The organism is Streptomyces sp. NPDC107654, assembly GCF_055639035.1.
Window position 1 is genome coordinate 234,158 of the sequence record NZ_JBVKBI010000001.1, and the last position, 21,802, is coordinate 255,959.

Below are 21,802 nucleotides of genomic sequence, written 5' to 3' on the forward strand. Positions count from 1 at the left end.
CGCGCGGTCCCCCGCGCCCCTTCATCACACCGCTGCCGGCTGGATGCGCAGCGCGTCCGACGGGGCCGGGCCGTCCGGTCTGCCGTTGAAGAGGGCGCTGCCCTGGCGCCACTTCTGCCAGTCGACGTTCCAGTCGCCGAAGCCGTTGCCGAAGGGCTCCATGTCGTCGCCGTTCGAGTTGACGACCTTGACGATGTCTCCCTCGCGCACGGTGTCGAAGAACCACTCGGCGTTGGAGGTGCTCATACCGGTGCAGCCGTGGCTGACGTTGGCGTAGCCCTGTGATCCCACGGACCAGGGCGCCGCGTGGACGTACTCGCCGGACCAGGTGACCCGGGTGGCGTAGTAGACCGGCAGGTCGTAGGAGTCGGCGCTGCCCTCGGCGATGCCGACGGTGGTGCCGCGCATGCGTACGAAGTACTGCTTGGCCAGGACCACCTTGACTCCGTTGCGGGTCTCGAAGCCGGGCTTGCCGGTCGTGACGGGGATCTGGTTGATCTCCTGGCCGTTCTTGAAGACCGTCATCTGGTGCGAGGCGGCGTCGGTGACGGCCTCGATCCGGTCGCCCGTGGTGATCGTCAGGGGCTTGGAGGGGCCGCCCCACAGCCGGTCGCCGATCTTGACGCCGTCCAGGTTGCTGTGCACCTGGATCGTGGCGTGGACGGGCCAGTACTCCTTGGGGCGGTAGTGGAGTTCCTTGTTGTCCACCCAGTGCCAGGCGCCCGGCACGGCCGGCGTGGAGTCCACCCGCAGGGCGCGCTCCACGATGGCGCGTTGCGCCTTGTCCTTGATCTCGTGGTCGAGTTGGGCCGTGATCGGCTGTCCGACGCCGTAGGTGCCCTTCTCCGGTCCGAACGTGACGTTCAGGCGCTTCTTGCTGGTGGGTTTGCTGGTGTCGAAGGTGAGGACCTTGCGGCCGGGTGCGCCGTCCTCGTCCTCGGTGCTCACCGTGACCGTGTAGTGGGCGTTGGCGGCCAGCGGCGAGGTGCTGTGCCACCGGCTGCCGTCGGCGGCGAGTTCGCCCGCCACATAGCGTCCTGTGGAGTCCTGGGCGGTCACGTCGGTGATCCGCCCCTCACCGCTGCTGGCGGTGACCTCCAGGGGCTTGTCCGGGTCGGCCCGCTTCCCCGCTTCGGTGGGGCCGTTGAAGGAGATCAGGCCCGCTGCGTCGTACGGCCTGGCCGACAGGGGGTTGCCGTCCGAACCGCAAGCGGTGACGCCCGCGCCGAGGGCGGTCACCAGCAGCGTGCAGCCGACGACGGTGCGGGTCCGCGGAGTGTGGTTCATATGATCACGTTATGAGCTGGAGACCGTACCGGCGCGGCAGGTAACTCGTACGAGGGAACGACACTGCGGCAAAGGAAGGACCCGCCGGAGCCGACGCGAAAGCCGGGAGCCCGGACCCTCCCCAGGGGGAGGGTCCGGGCTCCCGGCGCGTTCCGCGTGTCCTACTGGGTGCGGTTCTCACCGTGGTAGTACTCGAACACCCAGCCGAACAGGCCGACCACGATGAACGGGGCGGAGAAGTAGATCAGCCACCAGCCGACCGCGATGCTGAGGAAGGCGATCGCACCGCCGAAGCCCAGCATGAGCGGCTGCCAGCTGTGCGGGCTGAAGAAGCCCAGCTCGCCCGCGTCGTCCGCGACGTCGGCCTCCTTGTCGTCCTGGGCGCCCGCGTCGACCCGCCGGGCGGTGAAGCCCAGGTAGAAGCCGATCATGACGCTCAGGCCGAAGGCCAGGAAGAGCGCGGTGGTTCCGGCCGGCTCCTTCGACCACACGCCATACACGATGGCCATGATCAGGATGAAGACGCTCAGCCAGATGAACATCCGACCCTGGATCTTCACTTGCCGGCCTCCTTGCTGCCCGCGACGGCGGTGCCGTGACCGGCGTGCTCGAGCTGTTCGAGCGCGGCGATCTCAGGGTGGTGCAGGTCGAACGCCGGGGATTCACTGCGGATCCGCGGCAGGGTGAGGAAGTTGTGCCGCGGCGGCGGGCAGGAGGTCGCCCACTCCAGCGAGCGGCCGTAGCCCCACGGGTCGTCGACCTCGACCTTCTTGCCGTACTTGGCGGTCTTCCAGACGTTGTAGAGGAACGGCAGGATCGACAGGCCGAGCAGGAAGGAGCTGATGGTCGACACCGTGTTCAGCGCGGTGAAGCCGTCGGCCGCCAGGTAGTCGGCGTACCGGCGCGGCATGCCCTCGGCGCCCAGCCAGTGCTGGACCAGGAAGGTGCCGTGGAAGCCGATGAACAGCGTCCAGAAGGTGATCTTGCCGAGGCGCTCGTCCAGCATCTTGCCGGTCCACTTCGGCCACCAGAAGTGGAAGCCGGAGAACATCGCGAAGACGACCGTGCCGAAGACCACGTAGTGGAAGTGGGCCACCACGAAGTACGAGTCGGAGACGTGGAAGTCCATGGGCGGCGAGGCCAGGATGACACCGGTCAGACCACCGAACGTGAAGGTGATCAGGAAGCCGGTCGCCCAGAGCATCGGTGTCTCGAAGGACAGCGAGCCCTTCCACATGGTGCCGATCCAGTTGAAGAACTTCACACCGGTCGGGACCGCGATGAGGAAGGTCATGAAGGAGAAGAACGGCAGGAGCACGCCGCCGGTGACGTACATGTGGTGGGCCCACACGGTCACGGACAGACCGGCGATCGCGACGGTCGCGGCGATCAGGCCCATGTAGCCGAACATCGGCTTGCGGGAGAACACCGGGATGACTTCGCTGATGATGCCGAAGAACGGCAGGGCGATGATGTACACCTCTGGATGGCCGAAGAACCAGAAGAGGTGTTGCCACAGCAGTGCGCCGCCGTTGGCCGGGTCGAAGACGTGGGCGCCGAACTTGCGGTCCGCCTCCAGGGCGAACAGCGCGGCGGCCAGCACCGGGAAGGCCAGCAGGACGAGCACACCGGTCAGCAGCACGTTCCACACGAAGATCGGCATGCGGAACATCGTCATGCCCGGGGCGCGCATGCAGATGATCGTGGTGATGAAGTTGACCGAGCCGAGGATGGTGCCGAAGCCGGAGAAGGCCAGACCCATGATCCACATGTCGGCGCCGATGCCCGGCGAGCGGACCGCGTCCGACAGCGGGGAGTAGGCGAACCAGCCGAAGTCGGCCGCACCCTCGGGGGTGAGGAAGCCGCCCACCGCGATGAGCGAGCCGAACAGGTACAGCCAGTAGGCGAACATGTTCAGCCGCGGGAACGCCACATCGGGCGCACCGATCTGCAGCGGCATGATCCAGTTCGCGAAACCGGCGAACAGCGGGGTCGCGAACATCAGCAGCATCACGGTGCCGTGCATCGTGAACGCCTGGTTGAACTGCTCGTTCGACATGAACTGCAGGCCCGGCCGGGCCAGCTCGGCGCGCATCAGCAGCGCCATCACGCCACCGATCAGGAAGAACGCGAACGACGTCGCCAGATACATCGTGCCGATCGTCTTGTGGTCGGTGGTCGTCAGCCACTTCACCACGACATTGCCGGGCTGCTTGCGCCTGACCGGCAGCTCGTCAGCGTATGTGCCTTCAGCTGCCGCGGCACCCTGGGGTTCGTTGAGGATGCTCACAGGTTGTTCGTCCTCTGGTTCTTCTCGTGGCTCGTCTGCGCGATGCCGGCCGGAATGTAACCGGTCTGCCCCTTCTTCGCGAGCTCCTTGAGGTGCTGCGCGTAGCGCTCCGGAGAGACGACCTTCACGTTGAACAGCATCCGGGAGTGGTCGACGCCGCAGAGCTCGGCGCACTTGCCGAGGAAGGTGCCCTCCTTGTTGGGGGTCACCTGGAAGGCGTTGGTGTGACCGGGGATGACGTCCTGCTTCATCAGGAACGGCACCACCCAGAAGGAGTGGATGACGTCACGCGAGGTCAGGACGAAGCGGACCGTCTTGCCCTTGGGCAGCCAGAGCGTCGGGCCCGGGTTGTTCGTCTGCGGGTTCCGCGTGCCGGGCGTGCCGACGTCGTAGACACCGCCGGCGTGGGCCGGGAACTGGTTCCGCAGCTGGTCCGGAATGGCGTTCAGGTTCTTGTCGGTCCTGGCGTCGCCGGAGGACCCGGGGACGTCCTCGACGTAGTTGAAGCCCCAGCTCCACTGGAAGCCGACCACGTTGACCGTGACGTCGGGCTTCTTCGAGGTGTCCAGGAGCTTCGACTCGTCCCGGGCCGTGAAGTAGAAGAGCACCGAGATGATGATGATCGGGACCACCGTGTACAGGGCCTCGATCGGCATGTTGTACCGGGTCTGCGGAGGAACCTCGACCTTGGTGCGGCTGCGCCGGTGGAAGAAAGCACTCCACAGGATCAGGCCCCACACCAGCACGCCGACGGCGAGCGCGGCAGCCCAGGAGCCCTGCCACAGGGAGAGGATCCGCGGAGCCTCTTCCGTGGTCGGGGTGGGCATGCCAAGGCGGGGGAAGTCCTTGTATGTGCAACCGGTTGCGGTCGCCAGGACCAGGCCCGCGGTCAGTGCCTGCAGCAGCTTCCGCCGCATCGGGCGCCGCGGCGAGCGGTCGGAGCCGTTGGGACTCACGTAGCGCCTTCCCGAGAGTCTCGCCCGCGCGGTTGGCTGCGGCCTTCTCGCTGGTCGGTCGCCGCCCTGCGTCGGGCAGGGGTTTGGATGTTTATGCGGACCAAACCCTAGCCCACCCTCTCCGAGGGTTCGCGGGGAGGGGTGCCTACTGGCTCGGGTGGTTCGCTTGATTGGCGGCTGCGGGGGTGTTGTGGCTGGTCGCACCCCCCGGCGGAGCCCCTGGTGCCACCGCCCCGCGCCCCTTGGGAGCACTGCCCTGACCGGCGGTCTAGCGTTGCCGTATGGCCTACTTCGACGCTGCCTCAGCCGTCCCCCTCCATCCCGTCGCCCGTCAGGCGCTGTTGGCCTCTTTGGATGACGGGTGGGCCGATCCCGCCCGGCTCCACCGGGAGGGACGCAAGGCGCGGATGCTGCTGGACGCCTCGCGTGAGGCGGTCGCGGAGGCCGTCGGCTGCCGGACCGACGAGGTGGTGTTCACGTCGTCCGGCACCCGGGCCGTGCACAGCGGCGTCGCGGGGGCGTTGGCCGGGCGCCGGCGGGTGGGACGCCACCTGATCGTGTCCGCCGTCGAACACTCCTGCGTACTCCATTCGGCGGAGGTGTTCGAGGCGGAGGGCGGAGACGTCACCCGGGTGGCCGTCGGCCGGGCGGGAGCCGTCGACCCGGCGGGGTACGCGGCCGCGCTCCGGGCGGACACCGCGCTGGCGTGCCTGCAGTCGGCCAATCACGAGGTGGGGACCGTGCAGCCGGTGGCCGAGGTGGCCGAGGCGTGCCGGGCGGCCGGGGTGCCGCTGCTGGTGGACGCGGCGCAGTCGCTGGGCTGGGGGCCGGTCGGGGGCGACTGGTCGCTGCTGGCGGCCAGCGCGCACAAGTGGGGCGGGCCGTCGGGGGTCGGGCTGCTCGTCGTCCGCAAGGGGGTGCGGTTCGCCGCCCAAGGGCCGGTGGACGAGCGGGAGTCCGGCCGGGCTCCCGGGTTCGAGAACCTCCCGGCGATCGTGGCGGCCGTGGCCTCGCTGCGCGCGGTGCGGGCCGAGGCGGCCCAGGAGGCGGTACGGCTGCGGGAGCTGACGGCGCGGATCCGGACGCGGGTGCCGGAGCTGGTGCCGGACGTGGAGGTGGTCGGCGACGCCGAGCGCCGGCTGCCCGGGATCGTCACCTTCTCCTGCCTCTACGTCGACGGCGAGGCCCTGCTGCACGAGCTGGACCGGGCCGGCTTCTCGGTCTCCTCCGGCTCCTCCTGCACGAGCAGCACGCTGACGCCCAGCCATGTGCTGAAGGCCATGGGCGTGCTCAGCGAGGGCAACGTACGGGTGTCGCTGCCGCCGGGCACGGCCGAGGCGGACGTGGAGCGGTTCCTCCGGGCGCTGCCGGGGGCGGTGGCGGGCGTCCGGGAGAAGCTGGGGGCGCCGGCCCCGGCGACGGCCGTCCGGGCGGAGGAACTGGTCGTCGACTCCCTGGGCAAGCGCTGCCCGATCCCGGTCATCGAACTGGCGAAGGTGTTCGGGGACGTCCCGGTGGGCGGGACCGTCCGGGTCCTCTCCGACGACGAGGCGGCCCGGCTGGACATCCCGGCGTGGTGCGAGATGCGGGGGCAGGAGTACGTCGGAGAGGAGCCGGCGGAGAAGGGGACGGCCTACCTGGTGCGCAGGGTGGCCTGAGGAACCCCGGGCGGGTCTCAGCCCAGGTGGGCCCGCACTTCCTGCCCCGCGTCCTCGCCGTAGGCCTTCACGAACCGCTCCATGAAGTGACCCCGCCGCAGCTGGTACTCCTGCGTGCCGACCGTCTCGATGACCAGCGTGGCGAGCATGCACCCGACCTGGGCGGCGCGCTCCAGGGAGACGCCCCAGGCCAGCCCGGACAGGAAGCCCGCGCGGAAGGCGTCGCCGACGCCCGTGGGGTCGGCCTTGCGCTCCTCCTCCGGGCAGCCGACCTCGATCGGGTCCTCGCCGGTCCGCTCGATGCGCACGCCGCGCGAGCCGAGCGTGGTGACCCGGTGGCCGACCTTGGAGAGGATCTCGGCGTCGGTCCAGCCGGTCTTGGACTCGATGAGCCCCTTCTCGTACTCGTTGGAGAACAGGTACGTCGAGCCGTCCAGCAGTATCCGGATCTCCTCGCCCTCCATCCGGGCGATCTGCTGGGAGAAGTCGGCGGCGAACGGGATGTTCCGGGAGCGGCACTCCTCGGTGTGGCGGAGCATCGCCTCGGGGTCGTCGGCGCCGATGAGAACGAGGTCGAGGCCGCCCACGCGGTCCGCCACGGTCTTCAGCTCGATCAGCCGGGCCTCGCTCATCGCGCCCGTGTAGAAGGAGCCGATCTGGTTGTGGTCGGAGTCGGTGGTGCACACGAAGCGGGCGGTGTGCAGGGTCTCGGAGATGCGGACCGAGGCGGTGTCCACGCCGTGCCGGTCGAGCCAGGCCCGGTACTCGTCGAAGTCGAAGCCGGCGGCGCCGACCAGGATCGGCGCGGTGCCGAGCTGGCCCATGCCGAAGGCGATGTTGGCTCCGACGCCGCCGCGGCGCACGTCGAGGTTGTCGACCAGGAAGGAGAGCGAAACCGTGTGCAGCTGGTCCGCGACGAACTGGTCGGCGAAGCGGCCGGGGAAGGTCATGAGGTGGTCGGTGGCGATGGAGCCGGTGACTGCGATGCGCACGACGGGGTTCTCCTGCGGGAGGCTGGATTGACAGTTCACGCTACCCGGTCGGAAGCCGCCACTGAAGCGGGCAAAACTACCCGATAGTAGCTCTTTCTTCGCCCCCTGGGCCGTGCCTACGGTGCGGTCATGACGAACCTCGAGTTCACCTCCCACGCCCCGGCCGACCCCGACGGCGATCTCGCCGCGCTGCGCGGGGACTGCGCCCGGATGGCCCCGCACTGGACGGTCCCGGAGCACGCCGCGCCCCGGCCGGTGCCGCCGTCCCACATCCACGGGGTGAGCGTGCCCGTGCGGTCCGCCCGGCTGCTGGACGCGATGTCCGACTACGGCGACTGACCCGGGAGCGCGCCCGGGAACCGTACGCTCCCCTCCCGCGTCCCATCGGCGTCCCCCGAGCAGGGGACGCGGGACACGAGCAGCGAGGAGTGATGCGGTGGACACCGAGCGGCCTGAGCGCCCCGAGGGGGCGGACCCGCAGTCGACGGCACACCCGGGGCGGACGAGCGGCCGACGCCCCACCGCCGTCATCGTCGCCGTCGCCACCGCGGCCGTCCTCCTGGTCGGCGGCGGTGGCGCCTACCTCGCCGCGAGCGGCGGCTCGGACGGCCGCGCCGGCACCCCGGCCGCACCCGGCGCGGACGGCCGCACTCCCCCGCCGCTCGCCCTGGACGGCTGGACGAGCAGCGGCACCGGCGGCATCGCGCCCGGCGAGCCGGACCCGAACGGCACCCGGTACGTCGCACGGGGCGAGCTTCCGGACGGGCCCGGTTCCGCAGCGGTGTACGAGCCGCGGGCCGAGGTCGGGCGGGAGCAGGTGACGCGGCTGGCGAAGGCGCTCGGGATCGACGTGGCGCCGGTGTCCGAGGGGCGGACGTGGCGGGCCGGCGGCCAGGACGGGTCCGGTCCCGTCCTGCGGGTGAACCGGGACGCGCCGGGCGGCTGGAGCTTCGAGCGGTACCCGCCCGGCACGGACGACTGCCGCAAGGTGACCGTCTGCGCACAGGGCCCGGGCGCTCCGGCCGGCGACCCGGTGAGCGTCGCGGACGCCGAGAAGGCGGCGGCGCCGGTGCTGGAGGCGGCGGGCCTGGACGACGCGAAGACCGACGCGAGCCGGGTGATGGGCGCCCGGCGGGAGGTGAGCGCGGATCCGGTGGTGGGCGGGCTGCCCACCTACGGCTGGACGACCGGCCTGACCGTCGACCGGACCGGCGAACTGGTCGGCGGCCACGGGCTGCTCGCCACGCCGGTGAAGGGCGACACCTACCCGGTGCTGGGCGCCGGGCGGACCCTGGAGCTGCTGAACGGGTCCGCGAAGGACGGCCACCGGATGGGGATCGGCGGGTGCGCCACTCCGGTGCCGCTGAAGGACCGGCTGGAGCAGCCGTGCGGCGCGTCCACGGGGGCGCCGGAGAAGCCGTCGGCGGGCCGGGACGCGCACACGGTGACGGTCGAGAAGGCGGTGTTCGGGCTGGCCGCGCACTCCGTCGGCGGACGGCAGACGCTGGTGCCGTCCTGGCTGTTCCGGGTGCGGGGATCCACGGCGGACGACGCGTTCACGGTGACGTATCCGGCCGTCGCCCCGGAGTACCTGCCGTCGCGGACGGACCCGGCGCCCTCCGCGACCTCCTCACCCTCGACGCCCTCCGCACCCTCCGCGCCGCCGTCCACCGGCGCGCCCGCCGGGAGCCGGAACGTGAAGGTGAACGCCTACACGGCCGACGGGCGGACGCTGAACCTGAGCTTCTACGGCGGGGTGTGCGCCGACTACCGGACCTCGGCCCGGGAGAGCGGCGGGCGGGTGACGGTGACGGTCACCGAGAAGCCCTGGCCGGGCCGGGTGTGCGTGCTGATCGCGAAGGAGTACGTGAAGACGGTGACGCTGCACGCGCCGCTGGACGGGCGGACGGTGGTCGGCACGGACGGCGGGGAGGTCCCGAAGGCGAAGCCGGGCTCCCTGCGGCCGGACGCGTCGGCACAGCCGCGCTAGCGGGCGCGCGGACGCCGAGGCGGCGGCCCCGTGAGGGGGCCGCCGCCTCGTTCGCGTCCGGAGTCGGCTCAGCTGAAGGAGTCGCCGCAGGCGCAGGAGCCGGTCGCGTTGGGGTTGTCGATCGTGAAGCCCTGCTTCTCGATGGTGTCCACGAAGTCGACGGTGGCGCCGCCGAGGTACGGGGCGCTCATCCGGTCCGTGACGACCTTGACCCCGCCGAAGTCCTTCACGACGTCGCCGTCGAGCGAGCGCTCGTCGAAGAAGAGCTGGTAACGCAGGCCGGAGCAGCCGCCGGGCTGGACGGCGACACGCAGCGCGAGGTCGTCGCGGCCTTCCTGGTCGAGCAGGGCCTTGACCTTGGCCGCGGCGGCGTCGGTCAGGATGATGCCGTCGGTGACGGTGGTGGTCTCGTCCGATACGGACATCTACATCTCTCCCGGGTTGTACGGAGACTGCTTGCCGACGAGTGCAACCGGCGATTCCGCGGATTCATTCCGGGCCGGGCATTCGCGTTGTCGCTTTTTTCTCGCTTCCTCATGCTCGCACATGCCCGCCAACGCGGACAGGCACGCGGAGAGGGACCCCGGCGGGATTCACGTCACATCGACGCTATGGCCATCGTCAAAGTGACGTGAAGCGGTTATGATAGATAGCGTCAGTTAGACGAAAAGTAGAAAGGGTGCGTGTCGTGACCACCGCCCAGACCCCGGAGCTCGACGTGCAGCCGACTCCGCTCGCCCTGCTGCTGCTCGGCCGCGAGGCCGACCCGAAGAGCGAGCGGGGCGTCGAGTGCCCCGGTGACCTGCCGTCGCCGTCCGACCCCGACCTGGTCGAGCGCGCCCGCGCGGCCAAGGAGAAGCTCGGCGACAAGGTCTTCGTGCTCGGCCACCACTACCAGCGCGACGAGGTCATCCAGTTCGCCGATGTCACGGGTGACTCCTTCAAGCTGGCCCGGGACGCGGCGGCGCGCCCGGAGGCCGAGTACATCGTCTTCTGCGGTGTGCACTTCATGGCGGAGTCGGCGGACATCCTGACCTCCGACGACCAGAAGGTGGTCCTGCCCGACCTCGCCGCCGGCTGCTCCATGGCCGACATGGCGACGGCCGAGCAGGTCGCCGAGTGCTGGGACGTGCTGACCGAGGCCGGGATCGCCGAGCAGGTGGTCCCCGTCTCGTACATGAACTCCTCGGCCGACATCAAGGCGTTCACCGGCAGGCACGGCGGCACCATCTGCACCTCCTCCAACGCGAAGCGCGCCCTCGACTGGGCGTTCGAGCAGGGCGAGAAGGTGCTCTTCCTGCCGGACCAGCACCTGGGCCGCAACACCGCCGTCCGGGACATGGGCATGTCCCTGGACGACTGCGTGGTCTACAACCCGCACAAGCCGAACGGCGGGCTGACCGCGGACGAGCTGCGCGCCGCGAAGATGATCCTTTGGCGCGGTCACTGCTCGGTGCACGGCCGGTTCAGCCTGGACTCGGTCAACGACGTGCGCGCGCGCATCCCCGGTGTGAACGTCCTGGTCCACCCCGAGTGCAAGCACGAGGTCGTGGCCGCGGCGGACTACGTCGGCTCGACCGAGTACATCATCAAGGCCCTCGAAGCCGCCCCGGCCGGCTCCAAGTGGGCCATCGGCACGGAGCTGAACCTGGTCCGCCGGCTGGCGAACCGTTTCGCTCCCGAGGGCAAGGAGATCGTCTTCCTCGACAAGACGGTCTGCTTCTGCTCGACCATGAACCGCATCGACCTGCCCCACCTGGTCTGGACCCTGGAGTCCCTGGCCGAGGGCACCCTGGTCAACCGCATCGAGGTCGACAAGGAGACGGAGGCGTTCGCCAAGCTCGCGCTGGAGCGGATGCTGGCGCTGCCGTAGCCTCTCGGCGTTCCGGCACGGGAAGGGGGCCGCACCCGACGGTGCGGCCCCCTTCCTGCGTGGCCGGGCCTCTTCCGCGCCCCGGCCCGAGCTCTTCCGCGGCTAGACCTGAGCCGGCTCCGGCTCGCTGGAGGGTTCCGTCTCCTCCGGCCGCCTCTTCGCGGCCCGCTTCCTCGCCCTGCGCTCCTTGCGCAGCTCCAGCATCGCGTAGAGCGTCGGGACGAGGAGCAGGGTGAGCAGGGTCGAGGTGATCAGGCCGCCGATGACGACCACCGCGAGGGGCTGGGCGATGAAGCCGCCCTCGCCGGTGACCCCCAGGGCCATCGGGAGCAGGGCGAAGATCGTCGCCAGCGCCGTCATCAGGATCGGGCGGAGCCGGTGCCGGCCGCCCTCGACCACGGCTTCCACCACGCCGTAGCCCTGGGCGCGGTACTGGTTGATCAGGTCGATCAGCACGATCGCGTTGGTCACCACGATGCCGATCAGCATCAGCATGCCGATCATCGCGGGCACGCCCAGCGGGGTGCCGGTGGCGGCCAGCAGGCCGATCGCGCCCGTCGCCGCGAACGGGATCGAGACCAGCAGGATCAGCGGCTGGGCGAGCGAGCGGAAGGTCGCCACCAGCAGCATGAAGACGATCGCGATGGCCGCCAGCATGGCCAGGCCCAGGTTCTTGAAGGCGTCGTCCTGGTCGGAGGAGACACCGCCGATCTCGGCCGTGGCGCCCGCCGGGAGCTTCAGGGCCTTGATCCTCGACTGGAGCTTGGTGCTGATCGCGCCGGTGTTGTCACCGGTCGGCCTGGCCGTGACGGTGGCCGCGCGCTGCCCGTCGATGCGGGTCAGGGACACCGGGCCGTCCACCAGCTTCACCGTGGCGATGTCGGCCAGCTTCACCGGGCCGAGGCGCAGCTTCCGCAGCTGGGCCAGGGTGGTCGCGGGTTTCGCCGACCGCACGACGACGTCCCGCTCGGTGTCGTCGAGGACCGCCTTGGCCGCCGTCGTGCCGCGTACGGCCTGGGCCACCGCGGCGCCCAGCTTCTGGTCGTCGAACCCGGCGGCCGCGGCCTTGGCGTTCGCCCTGACGGAGATCCGCGGCACGCTCTGCGCGAGGTTGCTGCCGACGTCCGTGACGTGGTCGAGGCCGGCGACGGTGGAGCGGACCTGCTCCGCCGCCGTGCGCAGCGCCTTCGGGTCGGACGCCTTCACCACGACGCTCAGGTCCTGGTTGCCGAAGCCGTCTCCGGCCGACACGGTGGTCGTGCCGGTGCCCTTGAGCTTCCTCAGGCCGTCCTCCAGGTCCTTCTGCACGTCGGCGAAGGAGGCGGAGTCCTCCAGCATGACCTGGTAGGACGCCTGGTTGGTGTCGGTACCGCCGCCGAAGGCCGCCATGAAGCCGGAGGAGCCGACGGTGACCTGGTAGTCCTTCACCCCCTTCGTGGAGGCCAGCAGTTTCTCGACCCGTCGGGCCTGGGCGTCGGTCGCGGCCAGGCTGGTGCCGGGCTTCAGCTTCTGCTTGACGGTGAGGACCTCCTGCTCGCCCTGGTCGAAGAAGTTCGTCTTCAGCAGGCCGGACATGCCGAAGGTGACGACCAGGACGGCGATCGCCAGAGCCACGCTGGTGAGGCGGCGGCGGGTCGCGAAGCGCAGGACGGGGACGTAGGCGCGCTGGAGGCGGCTGTTCGCCTCCTTCTCCTCGGCCGCGCGGCGGGCCTGTGCCGCGTCCGCCGGAGTGCCCTTCGGGGCCCGCAGGAACCAGTACGACAGGACCGGCACGACCGTCAGCGACACCAGCAGGGAGGCCAGCAGGGCCGCCGTCACGGTGATGCTGAACGAGCCGAACAGGGCGCCCACCATGCCGCCGACCAGGCCGATCGGCAGGAACACGGCGACCGTGGTGAGGGTGGAGGAGGTGACCGCGCCGGCCACCTCGCGCACCGCGGTGAGGATGGCCTCCCTGCGCTCCTCGCCGTAGCCGAGGTGCCGCTTGATGTTCTCCAGGACCACGATCGAGTCGTCCACGACCCGGCCGACGGCGATGGTCAGCGCCCCCAGGGTGAGCATGTTCAGCGACAGGCCGCGCGTCCACAGCACCAGCAGGGCCAGCACCACCGACAGCGGGATGGACACCGCCGTCACCAGCGTGGAGCGGACCGAGGCCAGGAACACCAGGATCACCAGGACCGCGAAGAGCAGGCCGAGCGCGCCCTCCGTGGTCAGGCCCTTGACGGACTTGGAGACGGCCGGGCCCTGGTCGCTGACCACCGTGAGCTTCGCGCCCGGGCCGAGGTCCTCGCGCAGGCCGGGCAGCTTGTCCTTGACCGCGTCGGATATGGAGACCGCGCTGCCGTCGTGGTCCATCGTCACGTTGACGGCGAGGCTGGGCCTGCCGTCGGTGCGGGTGATCGAGTCGGCCGGGGCGGGCCGCTCCTCGACGGTCGCCACGTCGCCGAGCCGCACGGGGTGCCTCACTCCCTCGCCGGCGACCCTGAGGTCCCTGATCTGCCGCAGGGAGGTGAAGCCGCCGCCGACCTGGACGGTGCGGCCCACGCCGTCCTCGTCGAAGGAGCCGGCCGGGACGGTGGCACCGCCCGCCTGGAGGGCCTGGCCCAGCGCGGCGGGGGTGAGCCCGGCCCGGGCGAGCTTCGCGTCGTCCGGGGTGACGGTGACCTGCAGGTCACGGACGCCCATGACCTGCACGCGGCCGACGCCGTCGATGTCCTTCAGCGCCGGCACGACGGTCGTGTCGAGCTGGTCGGCGAGGGCCTGCTGGTCCTTGCCGGAGGTGACGGCGAGGACGACGGTCGGCATGTCGTCCGTGGAACCGGAGACCACCTGCGGGTCGACGTCGTCCGGGAGCCGGTTGCGGGCCCGGTTCACGGCCTGCTGGACGTCGGAGACGATCCGCTTGGTGTCGTTGCCGTAGTCGAAGGACGCCATGATCACGGCGTTGCCCTCGCTCGCGGTGGAGGTGACACCGGTGACGCCGTCGACGCCCTGGAGGTTGTCCTCGATGGGCTCGACGACCTGTTTCTCGACCACGTCGGGCGAGGCGCCCTGGTACGGCGCGATCACCGACACCATGGGCAGTTCGATGGTGGGCAGCAGCTGCTGCTTGATCTGGGGTATCGCGATCAGCCCGAAGGCGAGCGCGACGAGGGACACGAGCCCGACGAGGGCCCGCTGCGCGAGGCTGAATCTGGACAGCCAGGACATGGATCAGGGTCTCTCTTCTGTGAGCGGCAGAAGCGGCGAAGGGGACGCGGACGGCGCCCACCCCACCACCCTGATCCATCCCGGGGTGCCGTTCCGTAGGCCCCAGGTCCCGTTCCCTCACCGGCCCCTACTCCCCGCGCAGTACGCGCGGGTGGAGATCACTCCATCCTCGGGCGTACCAGTCCCGACTCGTACGCGAGGACGACGAGCTGCGCCCGGTCCCGCGCGCCCAGCTTGGCCATGGCCCGGTTGACGTGCGTCTTCACCGTCAGCGGGCTGGCCTCCAGGCGCTCGGCGATCTCGTCGTTGGAGTGGCCGCCGGCGACCTGGACGAGGACCTCCCGCTCCCGGACGGTGAGCGTGCCGAGCCGCTCGAAGCGGGCCGGGTCGGGTCCGTCGCCGTCGTCGCCCCGGGCGAGGAAGCGGGCGATCAGCCCCTTGGTGGCGGCCGGGGACAGCAGCGCCTCGCCGCCCGCCGCGACCCGGATGGCGTTCAGCAGCTCCACCGGCTCGCTGCCCTTGCCGAGGAAGCCGGAAGCGCCGGCGCGCAGCGCCCGGACGACGTAGTCGTCGACCTCGAACGTGGTCAGGATGACCACGCGGACCTGGGCGAGGGAGGGGTCGGCGCTGATCAGCCGGGTCGCGGCCAGGCCGTCGGTGCCGGGCATCCGGATGTCCATGAGGACGACGTCCGGGACGTGCTCCTCGGCCAGCCGGACCGCCTCCGCGCCGTCGGAGGCCTCCCCCACCACCTCCATGTCGGGCTCGGAGTCGACCAGCACCCGGAACGCGCTGCGCAGCAGTGCCTGGTCGTCCGCGAGCAGGACACGGATGGTCATACGGGCTCCCCCTGGGCCGTCGTCGTCTTGACCGGCAGGATCGCATGCACGCGGAAGCCGCCGCCGTAGCGGGGTCCGGTGGTCAGGGTGCCGCCGAGGGCGGTGACCCGCTCGCGCATGCCGAGCAGCCCGTGCCCGCCGCCGGCCGCGGGCGCGCCGGGCGTCCCCGAGCCGTCGTCCAGGACGGTGACCTCCACGTGCGGTCCGACCCGTACGACGCTGACCTCGGCCTCGGCGTCGGGGCCGGCGTGCTTCTGCACGTTGGTCAGGGCCTCCTGGACGATCCGGTAGGCGGCCAGGTCGACGGCGGCGGGGAGTTCGGTGCCCTGGTCGGCGCGGGCCACGGCCACCGGCAGGCCCGCGCTGCGGAAGGTGTCGGCCAGCTCCTCCAGCCGGCTCAGGCCAGGGGCGGGCTCGGTGGGGGCCTCCGGGTCGCCGGACTGGCGGAGCAGGCCGACGGTGGCGCGGAGTTCGTTCAGCGCGCTGCGGCTGGCCTCGCGGACGTGCCCGAGGGCCTCCTTGGCCTGGTCGGGCCGCTTGTCCATGACGTGGGCGGCGACGCCGGCCTGCACGTTGACCAGGGCGATGTGATGGGCGACGACGTCGTGCAGGTCGCGGGCGATCCGCAGCCGCTCCTCGGCGACCCGGCGGCGGGCCTCCTCCTCGCGGGTGCGTTCGGCGCGTTCCGCGCGGTCCCGGATGGCCTGGACGACGGCCCGCCGGCTGCGGACCGCGTCGCCGGCGGTGGCGCCGATACCGGTCCAGGCGAGGACGCCCAGGTTCTCCTGGGCGTACCAGGGCAGCGGGCCGGCGAGCATCGCGGCGGCCGTCAGCACGGTCATGGTGAGCAGGCCGAGTCGCCAGGTGGTGGGGCGGTCGGTGGTCGCGGCGACGGTGTAGAGGGCGACGACGGCGGACATCGCGACCGGGGCGCGCGGATCACCGGTGACGCACTCCACGACGGAGACCGTGCCGGTGACGGCCAGGACCGTCCTCGGCGCGCGGCGGCGGAACGCGAGCGCCGCGGCGCCGGCCAGCATGAGGAGGAGGCTGAGGACGCCCGGGGCGTGCAGGTCCCAGGTGACGCCGTGGTCCCGCCGGGGCACGGCGAAGGAACCGGCGACCATGCAGGTCAGGACCCCCATGGCGAGAACCGCGTCCGCCGCCAGCGGGTGGGCCTTGAGCCTGCACCGGGCGCTGTCGAGAGTGCTCACCTGAGGAACAGTACGGTTCCTGCCCCGGAACGGGCCCCGAAGGGGCGCGGGCGGTATCGCCGCGCGCCCCTCAGCCCGGGATCAGTCCCTCGTCGCCGAGGAGTGCCCGGACCTCCTCCAGCGTCGCGTCCGGCGAGGGCAGGATCAGTTCGGAGGGCTCCAGGGAGTCGTCGGGCAGCGGCGTGCCGAGGCGGTGGACGGCGTCCAGGAGGGCGGTGAGCGTACGGCGGAAGCCCTCGCCGTCACCGCTCTCCATCTCGGCCAGCAGTTCGTCGTCCAGCTGGTTGAGCTCGGCGAGGTGGCTGTCGTCCAGCCTCACCTGGCCCTCCCCCATGATCCGTACGATCACGTCGGCCTCCTCGGCTCGGGCCCCGGCGCCGGGCTACTGCTTGTCGAAGCGCGGGGTGTCCTGCGGCTGCTGCTGGGACTGCTGGGACTGCCCCTGACCGGTGCCGCCCTCGATGGCCTGCTGCGGGGAGCCCCCGGCCAGCTCGGCCTTCATGCGCTGCAGTTCCAGCTCTACATCCGTACCACCGGAGAGCCGGTCCAGCTCGGCCTGGATGTCGTCCTTGTGCATACCGGACTGGTCGTCGAGGGCGCCGGAGGCGAGCAGCTCGTCGATGGCGCCGGCCCGGGCCTGCATCTGGGCGGTCTTGTCCTCGGCGCGCTGGATGGCGAGGCCGACGTCGCCCATCTCCTCGGAGATGCCGGAGAAGGCCTCGCCGATGCGGGTCTGGGCCTGGGCGGCGGTGTAGGTGGCCTTGATGGTCTCCTTCTTCGTACGGAAGGCGTCCACCTTGGCCTGGAGGCGCTGGGCCGCCAGGGTGAGCTTCTCCTCCTCGCCCTGGAGGGTCGCGTGCTGGGTCTCCAGGTCCGTCACCTGCTGCTGGAGGGCGGCCTTGCGGGACAGCGCCTCGCGGGCCAGGTCCTCACGGCCGAGGGCGAGCGCCTTGCGGCCCTGGTCCTCCAGCTTGACGGACTGCTGCTGGAGCTGGTTCAGCTGGAGTTCCAGGCGCTTGCGGCTGGTGGCCACGTCGGCCACGCCGCGCCGCACCTTCTGCAACAGCTCCAGCTGCTTCTGGTAGGAGTAATCGAGGGTTTCGCGCGGGTCCTCGGCCCGGTCAAGGGCCTTGTTCGCCTTCGCGCGGAAGATCATCCCCATACGCTTCATGACACCGCTCATGGGCTTCGCGCGCCCCCTTCTGACGGACTCCAGCTCACAGATCCTGCGACAGGACCCACAGTACGGGCCCTGCTTCCATTACCGCACCGTTCGCGGGGTGATGCGCTCATCCCCGAGGACGACTGCGGGCCGCTCCGCTCCGGCGTGAGGAGTAGGTGATCCACCCTGTACAGACGTCCGGCGTTGCCGGATCGTTCCCCACCGGGCTGGGGTCCATGCCGGTGCAGCCCTTACCCTTGGGTTTTGTGTTCCGTAGCCGTGCCAAGGACGAGAAGGCCCCCGCCGACAAGGCTCAGGTGACCCTCTCCAAGCAGCCCCGTGACCCGCAGGCCCCGAAGGGAAGGCCCACGCCCAAGCGCAGTGAGGCCCAGTCCCAGCGGCGCAGCGTGGCCCACACGCCCACCAACCGCAAGGAGGCCGCGAAGCGTCAGCGCGAGGATCGGCGCCAGGCCCTGGAACGGCAGCGCCAGGCGCTGGCGTCCGGTGACGAGCGCTACCTGCCCGCCCGGGACAAGGGCCCGGTCCGCAAGTTCGCCCGGAACTGGGTGGACTCGCGGTTCAACGTGGCGGAGTTCTTCCTGCCGCTCGCCGTGGTCATCCTGGTGCTGAGTGTGGTGCGGGTGCCCTCGATCCAGAGCCTGGCGCTGCTGCTGTGGCTGATCGTGATCGTGCTGATCGTGCTGGACGCGGCGGTCAGCGGTTTCCGGCTGAAGAAGCGGCTCAAGGAGCGCTTCCCGGACGAGAACACGCGCGGCGCGGTCGCCTACGCGCTGATGCGGTCCCTGCAGATGCGCCGGCTCCGGCTGCCGAAGCCGCAGGTGAAGCGCGGAGAGCGGCCCTGAGCGCTGACGCCTTCGCCGGGGACGCGGCCGGCGCCCGGCCGAACCGGCTGGACGGGCTGCGCGACGTCGTCAGCCAGGAGCTGGTCGCGCGGCAGCTCGACGAGCAGATAGCCGGGCGGTTCCCCGTCGGGCGGCGGCTGCGGGTGCTCGACGTGGGGATGGGCCATGGCGCGCAGGCGCTGCGGCTGGCCCGGCTCGGCCACCAGGTGACGGGGGTGGAGCGCGATCCGACGATGATCGCCGCCGCCCGGGAGACCGTGGCCCGGGAGCCGGAGGGCATCCGGGAGCGGGTCCGGCTGGTGGAGGGCGACGGGCGGGACACGGGGGTGCACTTCCTGCCGGGCAGCTTCGACGTGGTGCTGTGCCACGCCGTCCTGATGTACGTCGAGGAGCCCGACCCGCTGGTGGCGGGCCTGGCCCGGATGCTGGCCCCCGGCGGTCTGCTCTCCCTGCTGGTGCGCAACGGCGACGCGCTGGCCATGCGTCCCGGCCTCGGCGGTGACTGGGCGGGCGCCCTGGCCGCCTTCGACACCACCGCCTACCGCAACCGCCTGGGCGTGTCCGTCCGCGCCGACCGCCTGGCCTCCCTCACCGCCACGCTCGACGGCATCGCCGCCCCGCTGCACGCCTGGTACGGCGTCCGCGTCTTCACGGACACGGCGGCGGACGACGCGGCGGTCCCCCAGGACCTCGACACGCTGCTCGCGGTGGAGGAGCGGGCCGGGCGCACGGACCCGTACCGCGGGGTGGCGGCGCTGCTGCATCTGTGCGGGGTACGCGGCTGAGCCCGTTCGGGGCAACAGCGGGGGCCGGGTGATCACCCTGCGGTGAGACTCGGGGCATGGACGCTTTCCGTACCCGTGCGCGAGCCCTCCGGGCGGCCGTCCGCAGGACCGTGCCGGTGGCCTGCGCGCTCCTCGCCGCCGGCTGCACCACTCCCCTCGCCCCCACCGCGCAGGACGCCACGGCGGACGTCCGGGCGGCCGCGCCGAGGGCCGGGACCGACCTGCAGGACCAGTACCAGCGGGTCATCAAGGAGGTCCTGCCGTCGGTCGTGCAGATCCAGGCGAGCCGGGACCTGGGCTCCGGGGTGGTGTACGACGACAAGGGACACATCGTCACCAACGCGCACGTGGTCGGCTCGGAGAAGACCTTCCGGGTCACCACGGCCAACAACGAGGAGCCGCTGACCGCGAGCCTGGTCTTCTCCTACCCCGAGCAGGACCTCGCCGTCATCCGGCTGGACCGGGTGCGGGACGGGCTGAAGCCGGCGGTGATCGGGGACTCGGAGAAGGTGCAGGTCGGGCAGATCGTGCTGGCCATGGGTTCGCCGCTGGGGCTGTCGTCGAGCGTGACCCAGGGCATCGTCTCGGCGACCGGACGGACCGTCAGCGAGGGGGACACGGGCGGCGGTACGGGCGCGACCATCGCGAACATGGTGCAGACGTCGGCCGCGATCAACCCCGGCAACAGCGGGGGCGCCCTGGTCAACCTGGACGGACAGGTGATCGGCATCCCGACGCTCGCGGCGGCCGACCCCAGCCTCGGGGGCAGTACGGCGCCCGGCATCGGGTTCGCGATCCCGGCGTCGATGGTGAGGACAATCGCCGACCAGATCATCAAGGAGGGCAAGGTCGTCGACTCCGGGCGGGCGGCCCTCGACATCACCGGGCGGACCTTCCTGAACGACCAGTACCAGCCGATCGGGGTGGCGGTGGTCAGCGTGCGTCCCGGCGGCGCGGCCGACAAGGCGGGCCTGCGCCCCGGGGACATCGTCACCAAGGTGGGTGACCAGGCCGTCGTCGACATCACCTCGCTCGCCGAGGCACTCGCGGTGGACAGGCCGGGTGGGCGGACCCGGGTGACGTACCAGCGCAACGGCACCGAGCACACGGTCGAGGTGACGCTGGGCGAGCAGTGAGGAGGGCGGCCCCTCCTCACCCCCGGTCGCTGCCCGCCGGACGCGGGTCAGGCGTCGGCGTGCAGGCTCATCGGCCCGTAGATCTCGGCGGTCTCCTCGAACAGCCGCGCCTGGTCGGCCCCGCCCTCCAGCAGCGCCTTCCAGTGCTCGCCGATCCAGGACTCGGCGTCGCCCTGCGTGGTGAACTCCTCGGGCTGCACCGCCGGCTGGACCTCCGTCCCGTCGGCCTTCTCGAACCGCCACGTCCATGCCGTCATGTGGGCCTCCTTTGATCCGACACCTGCCCGGCAGCCTAGCCGGAAGCGCAAGACCTGCGGGGACAGGCGAAAATCGGTCCGTGGACATCACTCTGCTCGGTACCGGTGCCCCGGCGGGGCTGCCTCGACCCGACTGTTCCTGTGCCGCCTGTGCGACCGCGCTCGGACCGGACGCGCGGGCCGCGACCGCGGTGCTGGTCGACGGCGCGCTGCTGCTCGACCTGACACCGGGCGCGGCCTTCGCGGCGGCGCGCGCCGGGCATTCGCTGGGCGGGGTACGGCAGGTACTGCTGTCGCATCCGCACGACGGCCCGGCGGTGGAGGTGCCGGCCGGGCTGCCGCAGCCCGGGCGGGTGCCGGACGGGCGGGAGCTCGCGCTGCTGACGGGGCATCGGGTGCGGGCCGTGGCGATGGACGCGGGCGGCACCGGGTACGCGGTGACCGGGCCGGACGGGCAGCGGCTGCTGTACCTGCCCCCGGGCGGGGCGCCGGCCGGCCTGGCGGAGGCGACGGCGGAGTCGTACGACATGCTCCTCGCGGACGTCGTGGGCCGCCCGGACGGGCTCGCCCGGCTGCGCGCGGTCGGCTCGGCCGGCCCCACGACGGACGTCATCGCCGTCCACCTCGACCACGACGTGCCGCCGGGCGCGGAGTTGCGGCGCCGGCTGGCGGCGGCCGGGGCGCGGGCGGTGCCGGACGGTACGACGCTGGTGGTGGGGGCGTACGAGGAGGTGCCGGACGTGCCGCGCCGGACGCTGGTGCTGGGCGGGGCGCGCTCGGGCAAGTCGGTGGAGGCGGAGCGGAGGCTGGAGACCTTCCCGGACGTGCTGTACGCGGCGACGGGCGGCACGCGGGGCGGGGACGGCGAGTGGGCGTCACGGGTGGCCGCGCACCGGGAGCGGCGGCCGGGGTCGTGGCGTACGGCGGAGACGACGGACCTGGTGCCGCTGCTGGCCGAGGACGGGCCGCCGCTGCTGATCGACTGCCTGTCGCTGTGGCTGACGGACGTGATGGACTCCGTCGGGGCGTGGGACGACGCGGAGTGGGCGGGCGGCGGCGAGAAGGCCCTGCGGGAGCGGGTGCGGGAGCTGACGTCCGCGGTCCGGGCCACGCGCCGGACCGTGGTCGCGGTGTCCAACGAGGTCGGCTCCGGCATCGTCCCCGCGACCCCCTCCGGCCGGCGGTACCGGGACGAACTCGGGCGGCTGAACGCGGCGTTCGGGGCGGAGTGCGAGCAGGTGCTGCTGGTGGTGGCAGGACAGGCGCTGGTGCTCCGGGGGTGACGCG

20 protein-coding genes are annotated in these 21,802 nt (G+C 71.6%); 8 read left to right on the top strand and 12 right to left on the bottom strand.

Annotated elements, in window-relative coordinates; genetic code table 11:
• Window positions 1-24 precede the first annotated feature (24 nt).
• From ACZ7N4_RS01070 to ctaC, 4 genes are all read right to left on the bottom strand, one after another.
• Window positions 25-1,287 carry a L,D-transpeptidase gene (locus ACZ7N4_RS01070; RefSeq protein ID WP_471352391.1) on the bottom strand — a complete coding sequence of 421 codons (1,263 nt, stop codon included), beginning with the start codon at window positions 1,285-1,287 and terminating at the stop codon, window positions 25-27.
• Between the two features lie 161 nt (window positions 1,288-1,448).
• Window positions 1,449-1,847, bottom strand: a complete 399-nt coding sequence (locus ACZ7N4_RS01075) for a cytochrome c oxidase subunit 4 (protein WP_023551358.1) — start codon at window positions 1,845-1,847, stop codon at window positions 1,449-1,451.
• On the bottom strand, window positions 1,844-3,577 hold the full coding sequence (gene ctaD, locus ACZ7N4_RS01080) for an aa3-type cytochrome oxidase subunit I (protein WP_467924478.1): 1,734 nt from the start codon (window positions 3,575-3,577) through the stop codon (window positions 1,844-1,846). Before ctaD ends, ACZ7N4_RS01075 begins: the two co-directional genes overlap by 4 nt.
• Complete coding sequence (gene ctaC, locus ACZ7N4_RS01085) at window positions 3,574-4,533, bottom strand: aa3-type cytochrome oxidase subunit II (protein WP_471352394.1); 960 nt, start codon at window positions 4,531-4,533, stop codon at window positions 3,574-3,576. The genes ctaD and ctaC overlap by 4 nt, the downstream gene beginning before the upstream one ends.
• A gap of 281 nt (window positions 4,534-4,814) precedes the next feature.
• On the opposite strand from ctaC, the gene ACZ7N4_RS01090 reads away from it, so the two are divergent.
• Entirely contained in the window at window positions 4,815-6,191 is a 1,377-nt protein-coding gene (locus ACZ7N4_RS01090; protein WP_471352395.1) for an aminotransferase class V-fold PLP-dependent enzyme, read from the top strand.
• 17 nt (window positions 6,192-6,208) lie between these two features.
• Here ACZ7N4_RS01090 and ACZ7N4_RS01095 read toward each other — a convergent pair whose 3' ends face one another.
• Window positions 6,209-7,183, bottom strand: a complete 975-nt coding sequence (locus ACZ7N4_RS01095; RefSeq protein ID WP_471352397.1) for a carbohydrate kinase family protein — start codon at window positions 7,181-7,183, stop codon at window positions 6,209-6,211.
• Between the two features lie 129 nt (window positions 7,184-7,312).
• Between ACZ7N4_RS01095 and ACZ7N4_RS01100 the strand changes: the two genes are divergently transcribed.
• Both ACZ7N4_RS01100 and ACZ7N4_RS01105 read left to right on the top strand, forming a co-directional pair.
• A complete protein-coding gene (locus ACZ7N4_RS01100; RefSeq protein ID WP_471352398.1) occupies window positions 7,313-7,522 on the top strand; it encodes a hypothetical protein in 210 nt (69 codons plus the stop codon).
• A 97-nt stretch (window positions 7,523-7,619) separates the two neighbouring features.
• Window positions 7,620-9,173: a hypothetical protein gene (locus ACZ7N4_RS01105; RefSeq protein ID WP_471352400.1), complete on the top strand. Its 1,554-nt coding sequence runs from the start codon at window positions 7,620-7,622 to the stop codon at window positions 9,171-9,173.
• Between the two features lie 68 nt (window positions 9,174-9,241).
• On the opposite strand, the gene ACZ7N4_RS01110 is transcribed toward ACZ7N4_RS01105, so the two are convergent.
• Window positions 9,242-9,598 (bottom strand): iron-sulfur cluster assembly accessory protein, encoded by a 357-nt coding sequence (locus tag ACZ7N4_RS01110; RefSeq protein ID WP_030340884.1) that lies wholly within the window; start codon window positions 9,596-9,598, stop codon window positions 9,242-9,244.
• 263 nt (window positions 9,599-9,861) lie between these two features.
• On the opposite strand from ACZ7N4_RS01110, the gene nadA reads away from it, so the two are divergent.
• A complete protein-coding gene (gene nadA / locus ACZ7N4_RS01115; protein ID WP_471352402.1) occupies window positions 9,862-11,046 on the top strand; it encodes a quinolinate synthase NadA in 1,185 nt (394 codons plus the stop codon).
• A gap of 102 nt (window positions 11,047-11,148) precedes the next feature.
• Here nadA and ACZ7N4_RS01120 read toward each other — a convergent pair whose 3' ends face one another.
• The 5 genes from ACZ7N4_RS01120 to ACZ7N4_RS01140 form a co-directional block, all read right to left on the bottom strand.
• Window positions 11,149-14,259: an efflux RND transporter permease subunit gene (locus ACZ7N4_RS01120; RefSeq protein WP_471352404.1), complete on the bottom strand. Its 3,111-nt coding sequence runs from the start codon at window positions 14,257-14,259 to the stop codon at window positions 11,149-11,151.
• Between the two features lie 158 nt (window positions 14,260-14,417).
• Window positions 14,418-15,098 carry a response regulator gene (locus ACZ7N4_RS01125; RefSeq protein WP_471352407.1) on the bottom strand — a complete coding sequence of 227 codons (681 nt, stop codon included), beginning with the start codon at window positions 15,096-15,098 and terminating at the stop codon, window positions 14,418-14,420.
• A complete protein-coding gene (locus ACZ7N4_RS01130; protein ID WP_471352409.1) occupies window positions 15,095-16,312 on the bottom strand; it encodes a sensor histidine kinase in 1,218 nt (405 codons plus the stop codon). The genes ACZ7N4_RS01125 and ACZ7N4_RS01130 overlap by 4 nt, the downstream gene beginning before the upstream one ends.
• A 70-nt stretch (window positions 16,313-16,382) precedes the next feature.
• Window positions 16,383-16,661: a PspA-associated protein PspAA gene (pspAA, locus tag ACZ7N4_RS01135; RefSeq protein WP_467924499.1), complete on the bottom strand. Its 279-nt coding sequence runs from the start codon at window positions 16,659-16,661 to the stop codon at window positions 16,383-16,385.
• 33 nt (window positions 16,662-16,694) lie between these two features.
• A complete protein-coding gene (locus ACZ7N4_RS01140) occupies window positions 16,695-17,483 on the bottom strand; it encodes a PspA/IM30 family protein (protein ID WP_471352411.1) in 789 nt (262 codons plus the stop codon).
• A gap of 227 nt (window positions 17,484-17,710) precedes the next feature.
• Between ACZ7N4_RS01140 and ACZ7N4_RS01145 the strand changes: the two genes are divergently transcribed.
• The 3 genes from ACZ7N4_RS01145 (at window position 17,711) to ACZ7N4_RS01155 (ending at window position 20,258) form a co-directional block, all read left to right on the top strand.
• On the top strand, window positions 17,711-18,337 hold the full coding sequence (locus ACZ7N4_RS01145; protein ID WP_471352413.1) for a DUF3043 domain-containing protein: 627 nt from the start codon (window positions 17,711-17,713) through the stop codon (window positions 18,335-18,337).
• A gap of 80 nt (window positions 18,338-18,417) precedes the next feature.
• Complete coding sequence (locus ACZ7N4_RS01150) at window positions 18,418-19,122, top strand: class I SAM-dependent methyltransferase (RefSeq protein ID WP_471353127.1); 705 nt, start codon at window positions 18,418-18,420, stop codon at window positions 19,120-19,122.
• A gap of 56 nt (window positions 19,123-19,178) precedes the next feature.
• A complete protein-coding gene (locus ACZ7N4_RS01155; protein WP_471352415.1) occupies window positions 19,179-20,258 on the top strand; it encodes a S1C family serine protease in 1,080 nt (359 codons plus the stop codon).
• A gap of 47 nt (window positions 20,259-20,305) precedes the next feature.
• On the opposite strand, the gene ACZ7N4_RS01160 is transcribed toward ACZ7N4_RS01155, so the two are convergent.
• Window positions 20,306-20,515: a hypothetical protein gene (locus ACZ7N4_RS01160; RefSeq protein ID WP_467924507.1), complete on the bottom strand. Its 210-nt coding sequence runs from the start codon at window positions 20,513-20,515 to the stop codon at window positions 20,306-20,308.
• Window positions 20,516-20,595: 80 nt separating this feature from the next.
• Between ACZ7N4_RS01160 and ACZ7N4_RS01165 the strand changes: the two genes are divergently transcribed.
• Entirely contained in the window at window positions 20,596-21,798 is a 1,203-nt protein-coding gene (locus ACZ7N4_RS01165; protein ID WP_471352417.1) for a bifunctional adenosylcobinamide kinase/adenosylcobinamide-phosphate guanylyltransferase, read from the top strand.
• Window positions 21,799-21,802: the final 4 nt, after the last annotated feature.

Excerpts from the sequence above, each read along its gene's own strand:
- ACZ7N4_RS01120 (WP_471352404.1), bottom strand. The coding sequence starts at position 14,259 with ATGTCCTGGCTGTCCAGATTCAGCCTCGCGCAGCGGGCCCTCGTCGGG.
- ACZ7N4_RS01155 (WP_471352415.1), top strand. The coding sequence starts at position 19,179 with ATGGACGCTTTCCGTACCCGTGCGCGAGCCCTCCGGGCGGCCGTCCGC.
- ACZ7N4_RS01070 (WP_471352391.1), bottom strand. The coding sequence starts at position 1,287 with ATGAACCACACTCCGCGGACCCGCACCGTCGTCGGCTGCACGCTGCTG.
- ACZ7N4_RS01100 (WP_471352398.1), top strand. The coding sequence starts at position 7,313 with ATGACGAACCTCGAGTTCACCTCCCACGCCCCGGCCGACCCCGACGGC.
- ACZ7N4_RS01160 (WP_467924507.1), bottom strand. The coding sequence starts at position 20,515 with ATGACGGCATGGACGTGGCGGTTCGAGAAGGCCGACGGGACGGAGGTC.
- ACZ7N4_RS01090 (WP_471352395.1), top strand. The coding sequence starts at position 4,815 with ATGGCCTACTTCGACGCTGCCTCAGCCGTCCCCCTCCATCCCGTCGCC.
- ACZ7N4_RS01145 (WP_471352413.1), top strand. The coding sequence starts at position 17,711 with ATGCCGGTGCAGCCCTTACCCTTGGGTTTTGTGTTCCGTAGCCGTGCC.
- ACZ7N4_RS01110 (WP_030340884.1), bottom strand. The coding sequence starts at position 9,598 with ATGTCCGTATCGGACGAGACCACCACCGTCACCGACGGCATCATCCTG.
- ACZ7N4_RS01125 (WP_471352407.1), bottom strand. The coding sequence starts at position 15,098 with ATGACCATCCGTGTCCTGCTCGCGGACGACCAGGCACTGCTGCGCAGC.
- ACZ7N4_RS01140 (WP_471352411.1), bottom strand. The coding sequence starts at position 17,483 with ATGAAGCGTATGGGGATGATCTTCCGCGCGAAGGCGAACAAGGCCCTT.